22 protein-coding genes and 1 rRNA gene are annotated in these 21,144 nt (G+C 53.2%); 21 read left to right on the top strand and 2 right to left on the bottom strand.

Going from position 1 to position 21,144, the window contains the following annotated elements; translation table 11 throughout:
- From rrf to F7R27_RS18970, 3 genes are all read left to right on the top strand, one after another.
- Positions 1 to 77: ribosomal RNA gene (gene rrf / locus F7R27_RS19030) — 5S ribosomal RNA — on the top strand; the annotation flags it as partial.
- 115 nt (positions 78 to 192) lie between these two features.
- Entirely contained in the window at positions 193 to 447 is a 255-nt protein-coding gene (locus F7R27_RS10160) for an FAD assembly factor SdhE (protein WP_151704130.1), read from the top strand.
- 25 nt (positions 448 to 472) lie between these two features.
- Positions 473 to 883, top strand: coding sequence for a protein YgfX (locus F7R27_RS18970; RefSeq protein WP_338088396.1), 411 nt, complete (start codon positions 473 to 475; stop codon positions 881 to 883).
- Here the strand turns inward: F7R27_RS18970 and nadB are convergent.
- Positions 840 to 2,465 (bottom strand): L-aspartate oxidase, encoded by a 1,626-nt coding sequence (nadB, locus tag F7R27_RS10150; protein WP_151704128.1) that lies wholly within the window; start codon positions 2,463 to 2,465, stop codon positions 840 to 842. The genes F7R27_RS18970 and nadB overlap by 44 nt on opposite strands.
- Before the next feature lie 247 nt (positions 2,466 to 2,712).
- Between nadB and rpoE the strand changes: the two genes are divergently transcribed.
- From rpoE to mazG, 15 genes are all read left to right on the top strand, one after another.
- A complete protein-coding gene (rpoE, locus tag F7R27_RS10145) occupies positions 2,713 to 3,303 on the top strand; it encodes an RNA polymerase sigma factor RpoE (RefSeq protein ID WP_151704127.1) in 591 nt (196 codons plus the stop codon).
- Between the two features lie 42 nt (positions 3,304 to 3,345).
- On the top strand, positions 3,346 to 4,194 hold the full coding sequence (locus tag F7R27_RS10140) for a MucB/RseB C-terminal domain-containing protein (protein ID WP_151704126.1): 849 nt from the start codon (positions 3,346 to 3,348) through the stop codon (positions 4,192 to 4,194).
- A 5-nt stretch (positions 4,195 to 4,199) separates the two neighbouring features.
- Entirely contained in the window at positions 4,200 to 4,637 is a 438-nt protein-coding gene (locus tag F7R27_RS10135; RefSeq protein WP_151704125.1) for a SoxR reducing system RseC family protein, read from the top strand.
- Positions 4,638 to 4,658: 21 nt separating this feature from the next.
- Positions 4,659 to 6,068 carry a DegQ family serine endoprotease gene (locus tag F7R27_RS10130; protein WP_151704124.1) on the top strand — a complete coding sequence of 470 codons (1,410 nt, stop codon included), beginning with the start codon at positions 4,659 to 4,661 and terminating at the stop codon, positions 6,066 to 6,068.
- Positions 6,069 to 6,242: 174 nt separating this feature from the next.
- The gene (gene lepA / locus F7R27_RS10125; RefSeq protein WP_151704123.1) at positions 6,243 to 8,042 is read left to right on the top strand and encodes a translation elongation factor 4; all 1,800 of its coding nucleotides are present in this window, start codon (positions 6,243 to 6,245) and stop codon (positions 8,040 to 8,042) included.
- A 7-nt stretch (positions 8,043 to 8,049) separates the two neighbouring features.
- Complete coding sequence (lepB, locus tag F7R27_RS10120; RefSeq protein ID WP_151704122.1) at positions 8,050 to 8,859, top strand: signal peptidase I; 810 nt, start codon at positions 8,050 to 8,052, stop codon at positions 8,857 to 8,859.
- 9 nt (positions 8,860 to 8,868) lie between these two features.
- Complete coding sequence (locus tag F7R27_RS10115; protein ID WP_151704121.1) at positions 8,869 to 9,249, top strand: DUF4845 domain-containing protein; 381 nt, start codon at positions 8,869 to 8,871, stop codon at positions 9,247 to 9,249.
- Complete coding sequence (gene rnc / locus F7R27_RS10110; protein WP_151704120.1) at positions 9,246 to 9,932, top strand: ribonuclease III; 687 nt, start codon at positions 9,246 to 9,248, stop codon at positions 9,930 to 9,932. Before F7R27_RS10115 ends, rnc begins: the two co-directional genes overlap by 4 nt.
- Complete coding sequence (gene era / locus F7R27_RS10105) at positions 9,929 to 10,861, top strand: GTPase Era (protein ID WP_151704119.1); 933 nt, start codon at positions 9,929 to 9,931, stop codon at positions 10,859 to 10,861. Before rnc ends, era begins: the two co-directional genes overlap by 4 nt.
- Entirely contained in the window at positions 10,861 to 11,553 is a 693-nt protein-coding gene (gene recO / locus F7R27_RS10100) for a DNA repair protein RecO (RefSeq protein WP_151704118.1), read from the top strand. Before era ends, recO begins: the two co-directional genes overlap by 1 nt.
- Positions 11,553 to 12,323: a pyridoxine 5'-phosphate synthase gene (pdxJ, locus tag F7R27_RS10095; protein WP_151704158.1), complete on the top strand. Its 771-nt coding sequence runs from the start codon at positions 11,553 to 11,555 to the stop codon at positions 12,321 to 12,323. Before recO ends, pdxJ begins: the two co-directional genes overlap by 1 nt.
- On the top strand, positions 12,320 to 12,694 hold the full coding sequence (gene acpS / locus F7R27_RS10090) for a holo-ACP synthase (RefSeq protein WP_151704117.1): 375 nt from the start codon (positions 12,320 to 12,322) through the stop codon (positions 12,692 to 12,694). Before pdxJ ends, acpS begins: the two co-directional genes overlap by 4 nt.
- 111 nt (positions 12,695 to 12,805) lie before the next feature.
- Positions 12,806 to 13,705: a cysteine synthase CysM gene (gene cysM / locus F7R27_RS10085; RefSeq protein ID WP_151704116.1), complete on the top strand. Its 900-nt coding sequence runs from the start codon at positions 12,806 to 12,808 to the stop codon at positions 13,703 to 13,705.
- A gap of 238 nt (positions 13,706 to 13,943) precedes the next feature.
- The gene (gene relA, locus F7R27_RS10080; protein WP_151704115.1) at positions 13,944 to 16,217 is read left to right on the top strand and encodes a GTP diphosphokinase; all 2,274 of its coding nucleotides are present in this window, start codon (positions 13,944 to 13,946) and stop codon (positions 16,215 to 16,217) included.
- A complete protein-coding gene (mazG, locus tag F7R27_RS10075; RefSeq protein ID WP_151704114.1) occupies positions 16,214 to 17,020 on the top strand; it encodes a nucleoside triphosphate pyrophosphohydrolase in 807 nt (268 codons plus the stop codon). The genes relA and mazG overlap by 4 nt, the downstream gene beginning before the upstream one ends.
- Positions 17,021 to 17,059: 39 nt before the next feature.
- Here the strand turns inward: mazG and F7R27_RS10070 are convergent, their stop codons facing one another.
- Positions 17,060 to 17,560, bottom strand: a complete 501-nt coding sequence (locus F7R27_RS10070) for an Lrp/AsnC family transcriptional regulator (protein ID WP_151704113.1) — start codon at positions 17,558 to 17,560, stop codon at positions 17,060 to 17,062.
- A 341-nt stretch (positions 17,561 to 17,901) separates the two neighbouring features.
- On the opposite strand from F7R27_RS10070, the gene F7R27_RS10065 reads away from it, so the two are divergent.
- Genes F7R27_RS10065 through folD form a run of 3 tightly spaced genes read left to right on the top strand, consistent with a single transcriptional unit; the run spans position 17,902 to position 20,953 of the window.
- A complete protein-coding gene (locus F7R27_RS10065) occupies positions 17,902 to 19,047 on the top strand; it encodes a glycine cleavage T C-terminal barrel domain-containing protein (protein ID WP_240776328.1) in 1,146 nt (381 codons plus the stop codon).
- Positions 19,048 to 19,101: 54 nt separating this feature from the next.
- Positions 19,102 to 20,028: a methylenetetrahydrofolate reductase gene (locus F7R27_RS10060; RefSeq protein ID WP_151704111.1), complete on the top strand. Its 927-nt coding sequence runs from the start codon at positions 19,102 to 19,104 to the stop codon at positions 20,026 to 20,028.
- A 31-nt stretch (positions 20,029 to 20,059) separates the two neighbouring features.
- Positions 20,060 to 20,953, top strand: coding sequence for a bifunctional methylenetetrahydrofolate dehydrogenase/methenyltetrahydrofolate cyclohydrolase FolD (gene folD, locus F7R27_RS10055; protein ID WP_151704110.1), 894 nt, complete (start codon positions 20,060 to 20,062; stop codon positions 20,951 to 20,953).
- The last annotated feature ends 191 nt before the right edge of the window (positions 20,954 to 21,144 follow it).

The raw sequence follows: 21,144 nt of genomic DNA, 5'->3' as shown, positions 1-21,144 counted from the left end.
CCGAACTCAGAAGTGAAACGCGTCATCGCCGATGGTAGTGTGGGGTCTCCCCATGCGAGAGTAGGTCATCGCCAGGCACTTAATACCGCAGCCCCCGGTCTCTTCGAGATCGGGGGTTTTTGCGTTTGGCAGCTTGCACCTGCCTGATCCTGAGTGTTAAATAGCTACTTCCATTTTTAGGCGGTGAACTTGATGTACACAGAAGAGGATATTAAGCGTCTGGCCTGGCAGTGCCGGCGTGGCATGCTGGAGCTTGATGTATTGTTGGGTCCATTTGTCCAGAATGCATTTCGTGACCTGTCAGCCGAAGATCAGGAAAACTTTGTCAGGTTGCTTGCCTGTGAGGATACAGATCTGTTTGTCTGGTTCATGCAACGAGGTGAGCCGGAAGATGCTGGCCTGAAACGTATCGTAAGGATGATTCTTGATAGGGTTCAGTCCGCTTGAAGTGCAGTGTGCGCCATCACGCCTGATGTCAGTGAGTGTGATTGTGGCGCATGGCGTGGCCCTTGCCTGCCTTGTTTTCAGTAACCTTTCGTCGTATTTGGTCATCTGCGGCTTTTTTCTACTGCTGCTTTCACTGGCAGGAGTGCTGTCTGGCTTTTACCAGTTCAGGTCCTGCAAGTTGGCTAGTATGAAGTGGGATCTGGATGCCCGCCATATGCAGTTGATCGATACCGAAGGTGAAGCGTACGATGTAGCCAGTATCAGGCGCATTGCTGTCGCGCCACATTTGTTAGTGTTATGTGTGCAGTGTGATCGGCGCAGGCTGTATGACTGGCTGGTTATTGCCTCTGACTCAGTGGATCAGGATACTTTTCGGCGTCTGAGAGTTGCGCTCAGTCTTGCCCCCGCCGTAGAGCTTCCTTCCAGGGGTAGTTGATAGGCGCAAGGATGGTGTCAGCCAGTTCCGAACCCGGTTCAGGAAAGTCCTTGGTATAATGCAGTCCGCGGCTTTCCTTACGCTGCATCGCGCTGAGAACGATCAGCTCAGCCACTGTAGCAAGGTTTCGCAGCTCCACCAGATCACGACTGATTTTGTAGTTGGAGTAGTACTCGGCTATCTCCTGTTGCAGGAGGGTAATTCTGTGCTGTGCACGATTAAGTCGTTTGCTGGTTCTGACAATGCCGACATAGTCCCACATGAAACGTCTTAGCTCGTCCCAGTTGTGCGAGATGATAACGTCCTCGTCCGAGTCTGTCACAAGAGACTCGTCCCAGTCGGGAATGTTTTCATCCTCTATCTGGTGCGGAGCACTCAGTTGTGAAGAAATATCCCTTGCCGCAGCCTGTCCGTATACTACACACTCAAGCAGTGAGTTTGATGCAAGGCGATTGGCGCCATGTAGGCCGGTGAATGCGGTTTCACCAATAGCATAGAGGCCTGGAATATCAGTATGAGCCTGTTGGTCGGTTACTACGCCACCGCAGGTATAATGTGCTGCAGGCACAACTGGTATGGGGTCGCGGGTAATATCTATGCCGAATTCAAGACACCTTTCATGAATGGTCGGGAAGTGTTCCAGTATGAACTCTGCTGGTTTGTGCGAGATGTCGAGATAGACACAGTCGCAGCCAAGTCGTTTCATCTCATGGTCAATGCTTCTGGCCACAATATCCCTCGGTGCCAGTTCGCCCCTTGGGTCGAATCTATGCATGAATCTCGTGCCGTCTGGCAGTAGCAAGTGACCACCCTCGCCTCTGACAGCTTCTGTAATCAGAAAGGATTTGGCTTTGGGGTGGTACAGGCATGTCGGGTGAAACTGATTGAACTCCATATTCGCTACCCGACAACCTGCACGCCAGGCCATGGCGATGCCGTCACCGGTGGTTCCATCATGGTTGCTGGTATAGAGGTAGGCCTTTGAAGCACCTCCAGTTGCGAGGACCACGAACCTGGCAGTAAAGGCTTCTATCTTTCCTGTGCGATGATTGAGAACATAAGCGCCGATGCAGCGGTTACCCGCAAGGTCAAGTTTTTTGCGAGTGATTAGATCCACTGCTATGTGGTATTCATGGAACTCAATCCCCTTTGCCTCTTTGGCGCGCTGTATCAATGTTTCCTGTACTGCTTTGCCGGTAGCATCCGAGGCATGGATGATGCGTCGATGAGAGTGTCCGCCCTCTTGTGTCAGGTGGTAGTGGTCACCTTCGCGTGTAAAGGGCACACCCTGCTCAATCAGCCAGTTGATCGCATTCGGGCCCTCGCTTACTGTGTGTTCTACGGCTTCAGGAATGCTTAATTCGGCACCTGCGGTCATGGTGTCGGTAAAGTGCTTCTGAATATTATCCTTGGCATCCAGAACTGCAGCGATGCCTCCCTGTGCCAGCCAGGTAGATCCGTTGTGAAGATCACCCTTGCTCAGAACAGCAATCCTTGCCTTCCCTGACAGTTGGAGCGCAAGGGTCAAGCCTGCAGCGCCACTGCCTATCACCAGAACATCATACTGCTTTGCATTTGTCATATTTCATTCCTGTCAGGCTCAAATTAGCCACATAATGGTATTATGCAGATATAGAAGCTCCTGAGTCAGCATATGGGAGATAAAAAGTTACAATCGGTATGGAACTTCGGCATTTTACAACCCTCATATCTATTGCATGACGATAGACGTAACAGGGGTTGTGATGCGGGTGATCGGAGTATTATGCTGATTCTTTAAACGCTCTGTACGCAGAGACTTTATGAACCGGTTCAACTAAGGATTTTAAGTGTCTAACGAAAGCCCTGCGGACGTCGATCAGATGCTTGTTGCGCGTGTACAGTCGGGAGACAAAACGGCATTTGATCTGCTGGTTAAGAAGTATCAGCACAAGATTGTCGGACTGATTTCGCGCTATGTATATGACCATCACGAGGCTTATGATGTGGCTCAGGAGGCCTTTATCAAAGCCTACCGAGCCATTCCTGGTTTCCGTGGTGATAGTGCTTTTTATACCTGGCTGTACAGAATTGCCATCAATACGGCTAAAAACCATCTGGTGGCAAGAGGACGCAGACCGCCAGATGTTGATGTGGACGTTGCTGATGCCCAGTATTTCGACAGCGACAGCCATCTCAGGGATATTGATACGCCAGAAAACAACCTGTATCGCGATCAGTTGCAGCAGGTGATCAACCGCGTATTGGATAAACTTCCTGAAGATCTCAGAGTGGCGCTCACTCTGAGAGAATTTGAGGGTATGAGTTATGAAGAAATTGCCAATGTCATGGGCTGTCCGGTAGGTACCGTCAGGTCACGTATCTTCAGGGCTCGTGAAGCCATTGATAATGAAATAGCTCCGTTGCTTGCCGATCATTGATTGATGGCAGGTGCTGTTAGAAACGTATTGAGGTAGTGCAGGATGAAAGAGCAAGCTGAATCACTTTCCGCTCTGGTTGATGGTGAAGTGGATGAGTTGGAGTTGCGTCGTCTTTTGTCGCATTCCAGAGAGAGTGAACATCTGATGCAAAAGTGGCGTCGATATCATCTTGCCAGCGCGATCATGCATAAAAAAGGGGTGGCTTTGCCGAAGGCCGATCTCAGTGCGGCCGTGATGAGCAGCATCGCACTTGATGAGGAGCTGTCTGCCAAGCCGATCCCGGGCTCATCTGATACGGATCGTGTGTCTGTTTCACACGCGGGCAGCCACAGTATGTGGAAATCCGTCGCGAGTATGGCTGTCGCAGCATCTGTCACTGCCGCGATTATTCTGGGTGTCGGCATGTTTGATCAGAATGTGGATACAGGCTCCACGGGGGTGGTATCCAACGTAACGCTACCCCAGTCTGCCGGTAGCAGCAGCTATATGCGTACCCGTCTCGGTGCACAGTCTGACTTCACAACCAGCCTGCAGGAGTTGGAAATCATTCGCTCTCCTGTCAGCATCAATCGCTACATAGATCAGCATCAGCACCTTACAGCGGATGAAAAAGTTGCTCAGTGGCAGCCAGGCTGGTTGCCGGAAGGCTATCGCCATGTGCGTCATGAGTTGATTCCTTATGGCGAAGTCATGGTGTTCTCGAATGGTCAGGATGCCTTTTCAATCAGTATTGAGCAACTTGGTCGTGAAGGAGTCCCAGAAGGCGTTTCTCAGGCAGGTGGCTATGTTGCACTGGGTAAGGTGCAGTCAGATTACTTTGTGACCGTTGTGGGCAATCTACCGCTGATGCTGGCTGATCGTGTTGCCTCTTCGGTGCAATTGCTGGATTGATCTCAATGCTGGAAGAAACTGCGCTGGTGACCGATGTCAAAGGTACCAGTATCAGTGTCAGAACAGTACGCAAAAGTGCCTGTGATTCCTGTCAGGCTGAAGCAGGTTGCGGGCAGAAGCGTATTACCCAGTTGCTGATCCGCGAAGCAACCGATATGGCTATCGATAATCCTCAGTGCCTGGATGTTCGGGTGGGGAGTCAGGTGCTGATCGGGCTCAATGAAGGGGCGCTGGTACGTGCTTCCCTGATTCTCTATTTGCTACCGCTTGTGATGATGATACTCGCTGCTCTGGTGTCTTCGCAGATATTCCATCACGAGTTGTGGCAGATTCTGTCTGCAGTGACGGGCTTGCTGGCAGGTTTTTTGTGTGGGCGGATCTTATCTGCCCGGCTGTTGTCTACAGGTGACTACAGGCCCGTTCTTCTGCGGGTTGTTCTTTGAATCGATGGAAAAGGTCTGAAGATGAAAAAAGTGTCAATTGCCCTTGGAATGGCTTTACTGATTTTGCTGACGCCACTGGCCGCATTCGCCGCGCTTCCTGACTTCAAAAGCCTTGTCAGAGAGGCGTCTCCCGCAGTAGTCAATATCAGCACCATTCCAAAAACAAGCTCATCCGATAACATCCCTCTCAGTCCCTTTGGCCAGTTTGATGGTCCGGAGGTGCCTGAAATTTTTCGTCACTTCTTCCGTGGTTTTCCAGAAAGCACTCCGCGACAGCAAAGACCCTCACCACGTTCGCTGGGGTCAGGTTTTATCATCTCTGAAGATGGCTATGTGTTGACCAATCATCATGTTATTCAGGATGCCGAGAAAGTGATTGTGCGTCTGAACGATCGGCGTGAACTGGAAGCGGAAGTGGTTGGTTCAGATCCACGATCCGATGTTGCGCTGCTGAAGCTTGATGCTGATCAGTTACCGTATGTCCGAATCGGCCGCTCCAGCGATATCGAAGTGGGTGAGTGGGTCCTTGCTATCGGCTCGCCTTTCGGCTTCGACTACAGTGTCACGGCAGGAATCGTCAGTGCCACAGAGCGCTCGCTGGCCAATGACAGTTATGTCCCTTTCATCCAGACCGATGTGGCCATCAACCCGGGCAACTCCGGTGGTCCACTGTTTAACCTGGATGGAGAGGTGATCGGTATCAACTCTCAGATCTACACTCGCTCAGGCGGTTTCATGGGGCTTTCATTTGCCATCCCGATAGATGTTGCAATGGAGGTCTCTGATCAACTGAGGGATACAGGTACCGTTGCCAGAGGGTGGCTGGGCGTTGTGATTCAGGAGGTGAGCCGTGATCTGGCGGAGTCCTTTGGTCTTGATAAACCCTCGGGTGCCGTTGTCGTGCAGGTGATGCCCGATAGTCCGGCTCAGGGAGCAGGGCTGAAAGAGGGGGATGTTATCCTCAGTTTCAATGGTAATGAAATACAGCTTTCATCCGACCTGCCGCACCAGGTTGGTCGGGTGCGCCCAGGAACCGTTGCTAGTGTCGATGTGATAAGGGAGGGGGAGCGACTCACTATTCCTGTCACTATTGGTCTACTGCCGGACCCGGATCAACTGGCTGCCGCAACAACACGGCCTGAGCAGGCTCAGGTGGATAATCTGGGGCTCGTGGTCAGCCCGCTGACATCAGAGCAGCAGACACGCTGGAATGTGCGTGCAGGCGTGGTGGTAGCAGAGTTGAGGGATGGTCCGGGCGCGGCTTCTGGTCTGATGGTTGGCGATATCATCACCATGCTGAATGGAGAGCGGATCGAAACCGTTGATCAGTTTGATGATGTCGTGTCCCGTTTGCCAGAAAACCGTGCTGTACCTGTGCGAATCGTTCGGCGTGGTAATGCGATGTTCATACCGCTGCGTACCGGTGGCTGATCACTTGGGCATTTGCGACAGAACCAGAAGGGGGCCGAGGGGCCCCCTTCTGCGTTATTGCGTCGAAAATTGCGCGTCACAAGGCTCAGTAGATAGCTGAAACTGGGCGAATAAGGTAGACTATCGCGCTTGTTGTGGGCATCTTGCTCTGTGGACACTGACTGAGACTAGACTGTGAGTAATCTGGATCATATTCGTAATTTTTCAATCATCGCACATATCGACCATGGTAAATCGACACTGGCTGACCGTTTCATTCAGCAGTGCGATGGCTTGTCCAGTCGCGAAATGTCTGAGCAGGTGCTGGACTCGATGGATATTGAGCGTGAACGTGGAATCACGATCAAAGCCCAGAGCGTTACACTGCATTATAAAGCGCGTGACGGTAAAACCTATCAGTTGAATTTTATCGACACACCGGGGCATGTGGACTTTTCCTATGAAGTCTCCCGCTCACTGGCTGCTTGCGAGGGGGCGCTGCTGGTTGTCGATGCGGCACAGGGGGTTGAAGCTCAGTCGGTTGCCAACTGCTACACGGCGATTGAGCAGGGGCTTGAGGTACTGCCAATCTTGAACAAGATCGATCTGCCCCAGGCAGAGCCGGATCGTGTTCGCGCTGAGATCGAAGAAGTGATCGGTATCGATGCGACAGATGCGATCACCTGTTCTGCCAAGACCGGGTTGGGTGTAGAAGACGTTCTCAATGAACTTATCCGCGTCATACCGCCACCAGTCGGCGATATCGACAAGCCGCTGCAGGCATTGATCATCGACTCCTGGTTTGATAACTATCTAGGGGTCGTGTCGCTGGTACGCGTCAAGGAAGGCACTCTGCGCAAGAAGGACAAGATTCTGGTGAAATCCACCGGACAGACCTTCATGGTGGATGAAGTCGGTGTGTTTACGCCGAAACGCCTGCCGACACCATCATTGAGTGCCGGTGAGGTAGGTTTCGTTGTCGCCGGTATCAAGGATATTCATGGCGCGCCTGTCGGTGATACGCTGACCCTGTCCAAAACGCCAGATGTAGATAGTCTGCCGGGTTTTAAAAAGGTGCAGCCGCAGGTTTATGCCGGACTTTTCCCCACCAGCGCTGATGACTATGCTGATTTCCGCGAAGCGCTGGATAAGCTGACGCTTAATGATGCTTCCCTGTTTTTTGAGCCTGAAACATCCGATGCGCTCGGATTCGGTTTTCGTTGCGGCTTCCTTGGTATGCTGCACATGGAGATTATTCAGGAGCGGCTTGAGCGTGAATATGATCTCGATCTGGTTACCACTGCACCAACGGTTGTTTACGAACTTGAGCTGAACAACGGTGAAGTGATTCAGATCGACAGCCCATCCAAACTACCGGATCCGGGCAGCGTCAAAGAGATGCGTGAACCGATAGTGCTGGCCAATATTCTGGTGCCGCAGGATTATCTGGGGCAGGTGATCGGTTTGTGTGTGGATAAGCGAGGCGTTCAGAAGAACATGCAGTTTGTCGGCCGTCAGGTACAGGTGACCTACGAAATGCCGATGGCTGAAGTGGTACTGGATTTCTTTGATCGTCTGAAATCAGCCAGTCGTGGTTATGCATCACTGGAATACCATTTCCAGCGCTTCGATGCAGCAAAACTGGTACGTCTGGATATCTTGATCAATGGTGAGAAGGTTGACGCCCTGGCGGTCATTCTGCATAAGGATAATGCGGCCTATCGCGGGCGGCTGTTATGTGAAAAAATGAAAGAGCTGATTCCGCGTCAGATGTTTGATGTTGCGATTCAGGCCGCTATCGGTGGTAAGATCATTTCGCGAACCACTGTTAAGGCACTGCGTAAGAACGTATTGGCAAAATGCTATGGTGGCGACGTAAGTCGTAAGAAAAAGCTGCTCTCCAAACAAAAGGAGGGTAAAAAACGAATGAAGCAGGTCGGGCGTGTCGAGATCCCGCAGGATGCCTTCCTGGCTGTACTGAAAGTAGATAACTGAGGCTTTAATGGACTTTGACTTCGCACTGGTTCTGGTACTGGCTACGTTTGTTTCCGGCTTGCTCTGGCTGATCGATGCGCTGATGTTGGCGCCCGGAAGACGCCGCAGGCTCGAAGAAATGAAACGTGAGCATGGTGAGCTGCCTGGCGAAGCGGTGGAAGCAGTTCTGTGTCAGCCGGGTTGGGCCGATACGGCGAAATCACTGTTTCCTGTGCTTGCGGTTGTGCTGGTATTGCGTTCATTCCTATATGAGCCTTTTCAGATCCCATCCGGCTCCATGTTGCCGACATTGGAGGTCGGCGACTTCATACTGGTTAATAAATACCATTATGGCTTGCGTCTACCGGTCCTGAATAAACGTTTTGTCGAGGTAAATGATCCGGAAAGGGGTGATGTGGCGGTTTTTCGCTACCCTAAACAGCCGTCTGTTAACTATATTAAGAGGGTGGTGGGTTTGCCGGGTGATACTGTCACCTATCATGATAAAGTGATGTATATCAATGGTGAGGAGGTAAACCTCGAATTGATTGCAAGGCTGCCACCCGGTAATCCGGAGGTGCTGCTGTTGCGGGAGTCACTGGGTGATATTGCTCATCAGGTCTATCAAGACCTCGGTCGGCCATCGATGAGCGGACAGTGGGTTGTCCCTGAAGGGCACTACTTCTTTGTCGGTGATAACAGAGATAACAGTAATGACAGTCGTTACTGGGGGTTTGTCTCGGAAGATCTCTTGGTTGGAAAAGCGGTTGCGGTCTGGATGCACTGGGATAACTTCTTCAGCTTGCCTGACTTCAGCATTGTTCGTCGAATTCAATAGGAGTGTGTGATGAAAACAGGTCACTATGGATCGCAGCGCGGTGCCACTTTTTTCGGTGTGCTGTCAGTTCTGATCGTCGCCGGTATATTCCTGACCGTTGGCTTCAAACTCTATCCTGCCTACTGGGATCACGCCACCATCAACTCGGTGGTCAAGGCTACCTCTGAAGATAATGAAGAGCTGGCCAGACCGCCTGCTCAGATACGTCAGAACATCAACCGCAAGTTCCTGATCAACCAGGTATCACTGCCGAGCCAGGATGCTCTGAAAATTACCGAGCAGTCGGGTATGGTCAAGTTTGAGCTGGATTACGAGATCAGAGTACCGATGTTTTACAACGTCGATGCCGTGGTTAAATTTGAAGAGATTTACGAAGTTAGAAAGCCTTGATAAAACCAGTATCTGAACTGGCCCGTAGACTGGGCCACACATTTTCCAATGAGTCCCTGTTTGAGCTTGCGTTGACACATCGCAGCTGTGGTAATCGCAATAATGAGCGATTGGAATTTCTCGGTGACTCGATTCTCAATTTTGTCATAGCAGATGATCTTTATCAGCGCTTTCCGGGTGCTCGCGAAGGGCAACTGAGTCGCCTGCGTGCCATGATGGTGAAAGGTGAAACGCTGGCCGAGGTCGCTCGTGAACTGAACTTCGGTGATTATCTGCGCCTGGGTTCGGGTGAAATGAAAAGCGGGGGCTTCCGTCGAGATTCGATTCTGGCGGACTCGGTAGAGGCTGTCATCGGTGCCATTTATCTCGATGCAGGGCTTGATACAGCGCGTGGCTTTATTCTGCGCTGGTTCGAAGCGCGCCTCAACAGCCTTGATCTGGAGGGCTCGGTCAAGGATTCCAAAACCCGTCTGCAGGAGTTTCTGCAATCCCGGCGGCTGGACCTTCCCGAATATGAGCTGGTCAGCGTAGAGGGTGAGGCCCATTCGCAGACGTTCCACATCCGCTGTCACATATCCTTGCAGCCTTCCCCGACAGAGGGTGTCGGCAGCAGCCGACGTCAGGCTGAGCAGGAAGCCGCTCGTGCCATGCTGGTGGCCATCAAACAGGAGGCATCCGCATGACAGATAAACACAGTGAGCAGGAATCAGATCAACCCGTAACGAGTCGCTGCGGCTACGTGGCGATTGTCGGTCGTCCGAACGTCGGTAAATCAACCTTGCTGAATCATATTCTGGGCCAGAAACTCAGTATCACGTCAGACAAGCCGCAGACCACTCGGCAGCAGATACTGGGTATCAAGACTGAAGGTGCCGATCAGGTGATCTATGTCGATACACCGGGCATGCATGATGATGCACAGGGCAAGGCGCTGAATCGCTTCATGAACAAAGAGGCTTCTCAGGCGCTGCGTCATGTGGATCTGGTGATCTTCCTTGTCGATCGCACCAAGTGGACGGTCGAAGATGATATCGTGCTCAGCAAGCTGGAACATATTCAGTGCCCGGTGATACTGGCCGTGAACAAGGTTGACCAGCTCAAGGATAAGGCGGATCTGCTGCCGAAGCTGGAAGAGTGGTCGGCCAAGCGGGAGTTTACTGCGTTGTTGCCGCTTTCTGCCAAACGGGGACACAACGTGCCTGAGCTCGAAGCACTGGTGCACAAGTATCTGCCCGAAGGGCCTCATATGTTCGATGAGGACCAGATCACGGATCGTAGTTCCCGCTTTGTTGTGGCAGAGATCGTGCGGGAAAAGCTGATGCGTAATCTCGGTGAAGAGGTGCCTTATGGCCTCACGGTCGAGATCGAAGAGTTCTCGCAAACCAGCCAGTTGCTGACCATCAGTGCATTGATTCTGGTTGAGCGTGAAGGCCAGAAGCGTATTGTTATCGGCGACAAGGGCGCTGGTCTGAAAACCATCGGGCGGGATGCGAGACTGGATATAGAGCGAATGTTCGAGTCCAAGGTGATGCTGAATCTCTGGGTCAAGGTGCGTCGTGGCTGGTCGGATGATGAGCGAGCACTGCGCAGCCTGGGCTACAGGCATGAGTGATGCGCCAGCGCGTTGAGCTGACGGCGGCTTTCGTGCTGCATGGAAGACCCTATCGGGAAACCAGTGTGCTGGTGGACTTCTTCACATTGGAGTATGGCCGTATCACGGCAGTTGCCAAGGGCGTTCGTCGTGCCGGCTCTCGTCGCCGCTTCCTTCTCCAGCCCTTTCAGCCGATGCAGATCAGCTGGTCAGGGCGGCATGAACTCAAATCACTGAGTCAGTCAGAACTGGCCATGGCCGCGCCACCCCTGCAGGGAAATGCCCTGTTATGCGGGCTCTATGTCAATGAGCTGCTGCAGCGACTGCTGCAGCCGGAAGACCCTCACCCCCGGCTCTATCTCTTTTATACCTATGTGCTGAACCAGTTGGCATCCGGTGATGATATTGAGTCAGCACTACGACTGTTTGAGCGGCAATTACTAGAAGAGCTGGGTTATGAACTGGCGTTGGGCAGAGTTGTGGCAGACGCCTACTACCGCTTTGATCCTGATCAGGGTCTGATAGAATCAACATCAGGTGAGCGCCAGATCTATCCGGGGCATTGCCTGCAGGCAATAGCCCGTGATGAATATGAGCAGGCAGATGTTCGGCGCTGTGCCAAGCATCTGATGCGTGAAGCGCTGACAGTACTGCTGGGTGATCGCCCACTGCAGAGCCGTGCGCTATTCCAATCCTCGAGGAGAACAACGTGATCGATCCAAATCGTCTGTTACTGGGTGTGAACATAGACCACATCGCCACACTGCGTCAGGCGCGTGGAACGCGCTACCCGGACCCGGTTCAGGCCGCGCTGATGGCAGAAGAAGCAGGCGCTGATGGCATTACCGTGCATCTGCGTGAAGATCGTCGCCACATACAGGAGCGGGATATTCGCATCCTTGCTCAGGTGCTGCAGACGCGGATGAATCTAGAGATCGCGATTACCGATGAGATGCTGGCATTTGCACTGGAAATTGAGCCGGCGCATGTCTGCCTGGTGCCTGAAAAGCGCGAGGAGCTGACGACCGAAGGTGGTCTTGATGTGGCAGGTCATGAAGCGCAGATCCTTCAGGTCTGCGAAACCCTCGGTGCCGCCGGGAGTGAAGTGTCTCTGTTTATCGACCCGGAACCCTTCCAGATAGATGCTGCTGTGCGCTGCGGGGCACCTGCTATTGAGCTGCACACCGGAGCTTTCGCAGATGCCCATACACTGGCAGAGGCGCAGGCTGAGTTGGCGCGGATCAAGACGGCTGCTGCCTATGCCTGGAAGCAGGGGCTGATAGTGAATGCCGGCCATGGTCTGCACTACCACAATGTCGAAGCGATTGCCGAGATCCCCGAAATCAATGAGCTGAACATCGGCCATGCGATTATCGCCCGGGCGCTGTTCACCGGCTTGCGTCAGGCCGTCGAAGAGATGCAGCAACTGATGCAGGCAACACAGCAGCGGGTGCAAGCACAGCGGGATCAGTTGCGCGGATGATTCTCGGCCTCGGTCTCGACATTATCCAGATCGCTCGCATCGAGCAGGCGCTGACTCGCACGCCGCGGCTGGCTCAGCGCATTCTGACGCAGACGGAGTATGATCTCTTTGTGCAGCAGATGGATCAGCCGCGTTTTCTGGCTAAAAGATTTGCCGCGAAAGAAGCAGCTGTCAAGGCGCTGGGAACAGGTATCGGTCATGGCGTCGGCTGGCAACAGTTGTATATCAGCCATGACGAGCTGGGGAAGCCCCTGCTGACCGTGACCGGACATGCAGCAGAGGTAGCGCAACAGAAGGGGATATGCCACTGGCACCTGTCCTACAGTGATGAACGCGATCTGGTGGCTGCAACCGTGATTGCTGAAGGTTGAACCGTCTTGAGCCGTTGGGGTCCCACTGGTATTATTCCTGACTAATTTGCTAGGGATTAGGCTCGGTGGCTGATTTCCCCGGTATCCTTACACAGGTTTTTGGAACTTATTATGCAAATTCAATACCCTACGATAGCCGATTGCGTTGGTAACACTCCTCTGGTTCGTTTGCAGCGAATCCCGGTAGCCAACAATAATATGGTGCTGTGTAAGCTTGAGGGTAATAATCCGGCAGGTTCCGTCAAGGATCGTCCGGCGCTGAGCATGATTACTCTGGCCGAAGAGCGCGGCGACATCAAACCGGGCGATACGCTGATAGAAGCAACATCTGGCAACACAGGTATTGCGCTGGCGATGGCGGCTGCTATCAAGGGCTACCGGCTGAAATTGATCATGCCAGCCAATATGAGCGCCGAACGTAAAGCTGCGATGACTGCCTATGGTGCCGAGCTGATTGAAGTCAGCCAGGCTGAAGGGATGGAGCGCGCACGTGATCTGGCGCTGGAGATGCAGGCAGCAGGCAAGGGGCGCGTATTGGATCAGTTCTCCAACCCGGATAATCCAGAGGCGCATTATCGCGGTACGGGGCCAGAACTCTGGCAGCAGACATCCGGTCAGATCACTCACTTTGTCAGCTCCATGGGTACAACCGGCACTATCATGGGTGTGTCTCGTTATCTGAAGGAGCAAAACCCTGATATCTGCATCGTGGGCCTGCAGCCAGCGGAAGGGTCGCAGATTCCAGGCATCCGGCGCTGGCCAGAAGCCTATCTGCCTACTATTTATCAAAGTTTCCGTGTCGACAAAGTGCTGGATATAGCGCAGCAGGAGGCCGAGAAGACAATGCGTCAATTGGCACAGATGGAAGGGATCTTTGCAGGTGTCTCCTCCGGTGGCTCGGTGGCCGGTGCGCTGAGGCTGGCGCAGGAGGTTGAAAACGCCACGATCGTCTGCATTATCTGTGATAGAGGTGATCGTTACCTGTCCACAGGTGTTTTTAATCCGGCTTGACCGATATGCCACAAGGTTGGCTCAATCAGTTGCCACGGAAGGTCATAATAAAATGTACTCATTAGCTCCACTGAGTCAGAACAGCTAAGATATTGATTGCCGCGATGATAAAAGGTCGCAGGCTGTCCGGATGATATATTCCCTGAAGCTGGAACTTTATGGGAATAGACGAGAGTCCGGAAATGGCTGACAATTTCGACTCAGTGACTGATGAGCTATCAGGAGTTGCGCGTTTAACATGGTCAAAGTACGTGAAGAGCAGTCGGTACGTGAAGATGGCAGCATCGATCTTGATCAATGGCTGCAGCAGATCAGGCAGCATGTACAGATTGAGAACCCCGAGCAACTGCTGGCGGCGTGTGAACTGGCCAGATACGCTCAGGACACGACTGTTACCGAGGATGATGTCTGGGCGCAGGGGGTCGGGAGTTTTCTGACCGGCCTTGAGATGGCGCAGATACTGGCAGAACTGCAGCAGGATCAGGAAACCCTGGTTGCCGCGGTTCTGTACCGCGCCGTGCGTGAGCATAAACTGCAACTGGCCGATATTCGCAAGCGCTTCGGTGATGAGATCTCCGGCCTGATCAGCGGCGTGTTGCAGATGGCCGCGATCGGTACACGCAAGAACCCACGTAGCGAAAGCGGCGTGCTGGGCGACAGTGGCGGTCAGGTGGATAACCTGCGCAAGATGCTGGTGGCGATGATCGATGATGTGCGTGTTGCACTGATCAAGATCGCTGAGCGCACCTGTGCTATCCGCAGCGTCAAGGATGGCTCACGCAAGAAACGCTATCTGGTGGCACGCGAGGTCTTCGATATCTACGCTCCACTGGCTCATCGCCTGGGAATAGGCCATATCAAATGGGAGCTGGAGGATCTGTCCTTCCGCTACCTCAAGCCCAATGCCTACAAGCATATCGCCCAACTGCTGGATGAAAAACGACTGGATCGTCAGCGCTTCATCAACGAAGTGGTAGGTATGCTCACACAGCGCCTGGAGGATGCCTCCATTGCCGGTGATGTGGAAGGGCGAGCCAAGCATATCTACAGCATCTGGCGGAAGATGCAACGCAAGAACATCGAGTTCAATCAGGTTTATGGTGTGCGGGCAGTGCGCGTGCTCGTGCCCGAAATCCGTGACTGTTACACGGTACTGGGTATCGTGCATGGGCTCTGGCGTAACATCCCGAATGAGTTTGATGATTATATCGCATCGCCCAAGCCCAATGGCTATCGTTCTCTGCATACCGCTGTGTTTGGCCCCGAAGGAAAGGTGCTGGAAATTCAGATCCGTACCTTCAGCATGCATGAAGAGGCAGAGCTGGGTGTCTGCGCTCACCATCTTTACAAGGGTACCGACCTGCGTGCCCGCAAGGATGGCTATGAGGAGAAGATCGCCTGGCTGCGGCAGGTGCTCGAATGGCATGAAGATCTCGGTGAGAGTGAAGGCCTCCAGGATATCCTGCGTGGTGATGTGGTACAGGACCGTGTGTATGTGTTCACGCCCGATGGTCATGTCATAGATCTGCCGGCTGGCGCAACTCCGGTTGATTTTGCCTATCGTGTTCATACCGAGGTTGGTCATCGCTGCCGGGGTGCCAAGGTCAATGGTCGTATCGTGCAGCTCAATTACCAGTTGAAAACCGGCGACCAGGTCGAGATCATGACTCAGGCTGAAGAGCGACCCAGGCGTGACTGGCTCAATACAAATCTTGGTTTTGTCACCACCTCACGAGCCAGAGCCAAGGTTGCGCACTGGTTCAAACTGCAGGCCAAGGATCAGAATGTCGAAGCGGGTCAGGATATGGTGGAACGGGAGTTCCGTCGTCTGGCTCTGGAACTGCAGGCGGTCGACTTCAAGAAGGTTGCCCTTGCCACCAATTATCGCTCCGTAGAGGATATGTATGCGGCAGTCGGTGCGGGTGACCTGCGTCTTTCGCAGATCATTCACGAAGCACAACAGCAGTTCGAGCCTGAGATCACTCATCATGATGAGCAACTTGATCTGGCACTGACCAGTGCGCGCAGCTCCGAGCGACGAGTGTCGAAAGATGGCGTCAGAATACAGGGCGTCGGCAATCTGCTCACTGTCATGGCCACCTGCTGTAAGCCGGTACCGGGTGATCCGATAGTCGGCTTCATCACTCAGGGACGTGGCGTGTCGATACACCATGAGGCCTGCAGTAACCTGCTGACACTCAGAGAGAGTGAGCCGCGCCGCATCGTTGAGGTGGACTGGGATGAGGCGGGTGAAACCACCTATCCAGTGGATATCATTATCGAAGCCTATGATCGCTCGGGACTGTTGCGTGACGTGATGATGATTCTGGCCAATGAGAAGTTCAATATTCTGGCTGCCAACACCCTGACAGATAAGCAGAGCAATATTGCCCGCCTGTCGATGACGGTCGAAATCGCTCGTCTTGAGATGCTGGGCCGTCTGTTGGACAAGATCAATCAACTGCCGAACGTGATAGATGTACGTCGTGAGCGTAATGGGAGCCGTTTTTGAGCTACACACTGGATGATCTGCTCTACCTGATGAGCCGGCTGCGTGATCCTGATGGCGGCTGCCCCTGGGATCTGGAGCAGACTTTCGACTCGATCGTACCCCATACGCTGGAGGAGGTGTATGAAGTGGTGGATACGATTGAGCGGCGCGACTGGACCCATCTCCAGGATGAGCTGGGTGACCTGCTGTTTCAGGTCGTGTTTTATGCACGGCTGGCGCAGGAGGAGAATCGCTTCGACTTTTCTCAGATTATCGATCAACTGGTGAGTAAGCTGCTCAGGCGCCACCCTCATGTGTTTCCAGACGGGGAGTTGCGTGGTGTAAGGTCGACTGAAGTAGTCGATCAGCAGCAGGTGAACCGGAACTGGGAGAGCATCAAGCAGGACGAGCGGCAGGCTAAATCCAGAGATCGCGTGCTGGATGAAATTCCTCAGGCCCTGCCTGCCCTGAACCGTGCGCTCAAACTGCAAAAGCGTGCTGCACAGGTAGGCTTCGACTGGGATGAAGCCGACAAAGTGCTGGACAAGATTGAAGAGGAGCTGGCTGAACTGAGGCAAGCGATCCGCGAACAGGATCACGATGCCGTGCGTGATGAGATGGGTGACATGCTGTTTGCTCAGGTCAACCTGTGCCGTCACCTGTCGGTTGAACCGGAGCAGGCGCTGCGCGGCACCAATGCCAAGTTCGAGCGACGCTTTCGCCATATCGAGGATCAGGTGAAGGCGTCGGGTCGTCCCTGGCAGGCGTTTACGCTGGAAGAGCTGGACCAGTACTGGAATCAGGCCAAACTGAAGGGGCTTTGATTTTGCAGCGCTCTGGATCGTGATGGGCTCAGGGCAATATTAAATGCCAGATTCTTTCTTTTTATCCATTAACTTCAACAGATTAATGGGCGTGGATTTGATGTTTCTGGTCACTACGTAAATGTAATAGCGCTCGATCCCTATCTCTTTTGAGAGTAACTCCTCGATCAGGTTTTGAAACTCCTGCAGACTGGTGGTGATGACTTTCATCACATAATCTGAACCACCACCTGTTGCGCTGCATTCCACGATCTCGTCGATGCTCTGAATGCACTTTTCAAACCGCTCGAAATCAGATCTGTTATGTGTCTTCAGTGAAACCGTAACAAAAACCCGGGTCAGATCCAGCATCCTATCGACGGCAATATCTCCGCGATAGCCAGTGATCAGCCCGGATTTTTTGAGCTTTTCCAGTCGAAGCCAGCAGGGTGTCGGCGACAGGTTAACCAGTTCTGACAGTCTGGTTTTACTGATTTGTCCGTGCTGCTGCACAGCGCTCAAAATTCGGACATCCACTGCGTCCAGTAGCATTTTTTTCATGTTTTCATGAGCTCGGTTTGCCAATACATTCGCACAGCATAAGCAGTATGAGGGGGCAGCATACATTCATATCTATTTGCAAACCAGCCAGCCTGCTGATGATGTCGCTTCCGGTAATGTTGATCAGGGCCTCTCAGCGCTATTTTCTCTGCTCGTTTCAGCACTAGTCCAAACGGACTAAAGGATGCCTGAAACAAGTCCGATTGTCAGCTTCAGTGGCCTCTGTTTAGGCCTCCCTATTGGCGTAATTCTCATATCATTTTATCAGTTCAAACGCTTGCTGTGGTGTGTCATCTCACCCACAGGGCGTGGTCTCACAACATGAGGGTTGGGAAATGAGTATGCAGACACAAAAACAAGAATTTGGCTTTGGTACACAGATACGGAAGTCACCCTATTTCGATGCGACCGTGCGCTGGGGCGCGAAAGGCTTCTCGGTATATAACCACATGTATATCCCGCGTGACTTCGGTGATCCCGAGCAGAACTTCTGGAATCTGGTGAACTCCGCCATCCTGTGCGATGTTGCGGTTGAGCGTCAGGTGGAGATCACCGGCCCCGACGCTGCAAAATTTGCTCAGCTGTTGACGCCACGAGATCTGTCCAAGTGTGCGGTAGGTCAGTGCAAGTATGTTCTTATCACCAATGCCGAGGGTGGCATACTGAACGATCCCATTCTGCTTCGACTGGAAGAAAATCGCTTCTGGATCTCTCTGGCTGACAGCGACATTCTGCTGTGGGCGCAAGGCGTTGCAGTCAACTCGGGTCTGGATGTCACCATCCGCGAACCGGATGTGTCACCGCTTCAGTTGCAGGGTCCTCAGTCTGGCAAAATCATGCAGGCGCTGTTCGGCGACAGCATCACCGAGCTGCGCTATTACTGGCTGCGTGAGTATGAACTGGACGGTATCCCGTTGATCGTATCCCGGACCGGCTGGTCAAGTGAGCTGGGTTATGAGCTCTATCTGCTGGATGGATCCAAAGGTGATGAGCTGTGGGAAAAGATCATGGCTGCTGGTGCTCCCTTCGGTCTTCAGCCGGGTCACACCTCCACCATTCGCCGTATTGAGGGTGGCATGCTGTCCTACCATGCGGATATGGATATCAACACCAATCCTTATGAGCTGGGCCTGGATCGTCTGGTGGAGCTGGATATGGAAGCTGACTTCATCGGCAAGGCTGCACTGAAGCGAATTCGTGAAACGGGTGTCTCGCGCAAGCAGGTGGGTCTGGTGATCGATGGTCCCGCTCTGGCAGGGCCCAACTCCAGATTCTGGGCACTGGAGAAGGATGGCAAGCAGGTAGGCAAGGTGACCTCTGCCGTATTTTCTCCGCGTCTTGAACAGAATATTGCACTGGCGATGGTCGGTGTCGACTTTGCTGCGCTTGGCACCAGCTTTGACGTCGAGACACCAAGTGGAATTACAACAGCCACTGTTGTCGATAAGCCTTTCTTTGATCCCAACAAAAAGATCGCGGCAACCTGATCTCAGTCAATACACAACGGGGTCTCACCACCCACCAGCACACAGGAGAGAATTATGGGGCTGTTATCTTTTCTTAACAAACCTGCTGCCGGCACAGAGGATCAGACATCCCGGTTGCTGGAGAGCTTTCTGAGCGGCTATTCTATTGAGGTCATGCCACGGACCGCTGACCAGGTGGTGAGCTTCCGTGATATTCTACCGAAGGGTACCCGTGTTTATGTGGCCCATATTGCAGGCACGCCTATCGAAGATATGATTCGTACTGCACGACGTCTGGCGGATGAGGGCTTCCCGGTCATGCCGCACTTTCCTGCTCGCATCGTCAGGGATCGCGCCGAGTTGGCTGAGTGGATCGCTCAATATCAGGGTGAGGCAGGCGTCACACAGGCTCTGCTGCTGGGTGGAGGGCTTGCTGCTCCGGTGGGTGAGTTCGAAAGCTCCATGCAGATGCTTGAATCAGGTCTGTTTGATGGGTTCACTCATCTGCATGTCGCGGGTCATCCCGAAGGGAATCGGGATATCGACCCCGATGGTTCCGACAGGATGGTGATGCAGGCGATGAAGTGGAAAAAGGCTTTTTCCGAGCGGACTGATGCAGATGTGGCGATCACGACTCAGTTCTGCTTTGAAGCAGCTCCGGTCATCGACTGGGCCGACCGTTTGGCAGCGGAGAAAGTCGATCTGCCAATCCATATCGGCCTGGCGGGTCCAGCCAAGCTTCATACCCTGATCAAGTATGCGGTATCCTGTGGTGTCGGTCCCAGCATGCGTGTGCTGCAACGCAGGGCTAAGGATGTCACCAAGCTGCTTCTGCCCTATGAGCCCACCGAGCTGCTGATCGAGCTTGCTACCCATAAGGCACGCTATCCGGGGTTCGGCATTGAGCAGGTACACTTTTTTCCGTTGGGCGGGATAGAAAATAATGCGAACTGGGTCACTGAGAATGGCGGCGCTGCTGGACGGCCTGTATCTTTCGCGTAAGCGTAGGCAATAAAACCAAAAAGGAGACCACATGACTGCACAGATCATCGACGGCAAGGCATTTGCAGCCACGCTGCGTGAAAAGATAGCCATACATGTCGCGCATCTCAAACGGCAATACGGTATCACCCCTGGCCTTGCCGTAGTGCTGGTGGGTGAAGATCCGGCCTCACAGGTCTATGTACGCTCTAAGGGGAAGCAAACCCTTGAGGCAGGCATGAACTCTTATGAGCATAAGCTGCCTGCTGATACCACAGAAGCAGAGTTATTGGCTCTGATCGGTCAGCTCAACGCCGATCCGAAGGTGCACGGCATTCTCGTCCAGCTCCCCTTGCCGGGACATCTCGACGAAGCCCTGGTGATCAATGCAATTGATTCGACCAAGGATGTGGACGGGTTTCATATCTCCAATGCCGGTTTGCTTGCAACCGGGCAGAAGGGCATGGTGCCCTGCACCCCGCTGGGGTGTCTGATTCTACTGCGCGAATTTTGCGGCAGCCTGTCTGGCCTGAATGCGGTGGTCATAGGGCGTTCGAACATAGTGGGAAAGCCCATGGCACAGCTATTGTTGAGAGATAGCTGTACAGTGACTGTAGTCCACTCACGCACACGAAATCTGCAGGAGATCGTGCGTGGTGCAGATGTCGTTGTTGCCGCTGTAGGTCGGCCACTGTTCGTCCAGGGCGAATGGATCAAGCCTGGTGCTACGGTGATCGATGTGGGGATCAATCGTATTGAGCAGAGCGATGGCACGACACGGCTGGTCGGTGATGTGGATTTCGACTCAGCCAAGGAAGTTGCAGGGGCCATCACGCCTGTGCCCGGTGGCGTAGGGCCGATGACTATTGCCTGTCTTCTGGCCAATACCCTGACAGCATGTTGCCGAATGCACTCCCTTCCCGAACCTGATGGTCTGACAGCCTGATATATTAAAAAGCCGTGGAGTGAAGTCACTTCGCTCAGCACGGCTTATCTTATGCAGTAACTCTATGTCAGTAGCTCTATGTCATTGAGTCTGCTGCAACTTCCCAAGATCTGCTTCCCTCATGCATCATCACCGGTCAGCGTGGATTCGTTGGCTTGAGCCTCATGTTGCGTCTGACTTCATGCTGCTCC

The organism is Nitrincola alkalilacustris (genome assembly GCF_008973755.1).
GTDB classification, from domain to species: Bacteria; Pseudomonadota; Gammaproteobacteria; order Pseudomonadales; family Balneatricaceae; genus Nitrincola; species Nitrincola alkalilacustris.
The sequence above is the reverse complement of the archived record's forward strand: the minus strand, read 5'-3'. Positions and strand labels throughout refer to the sequence as shown.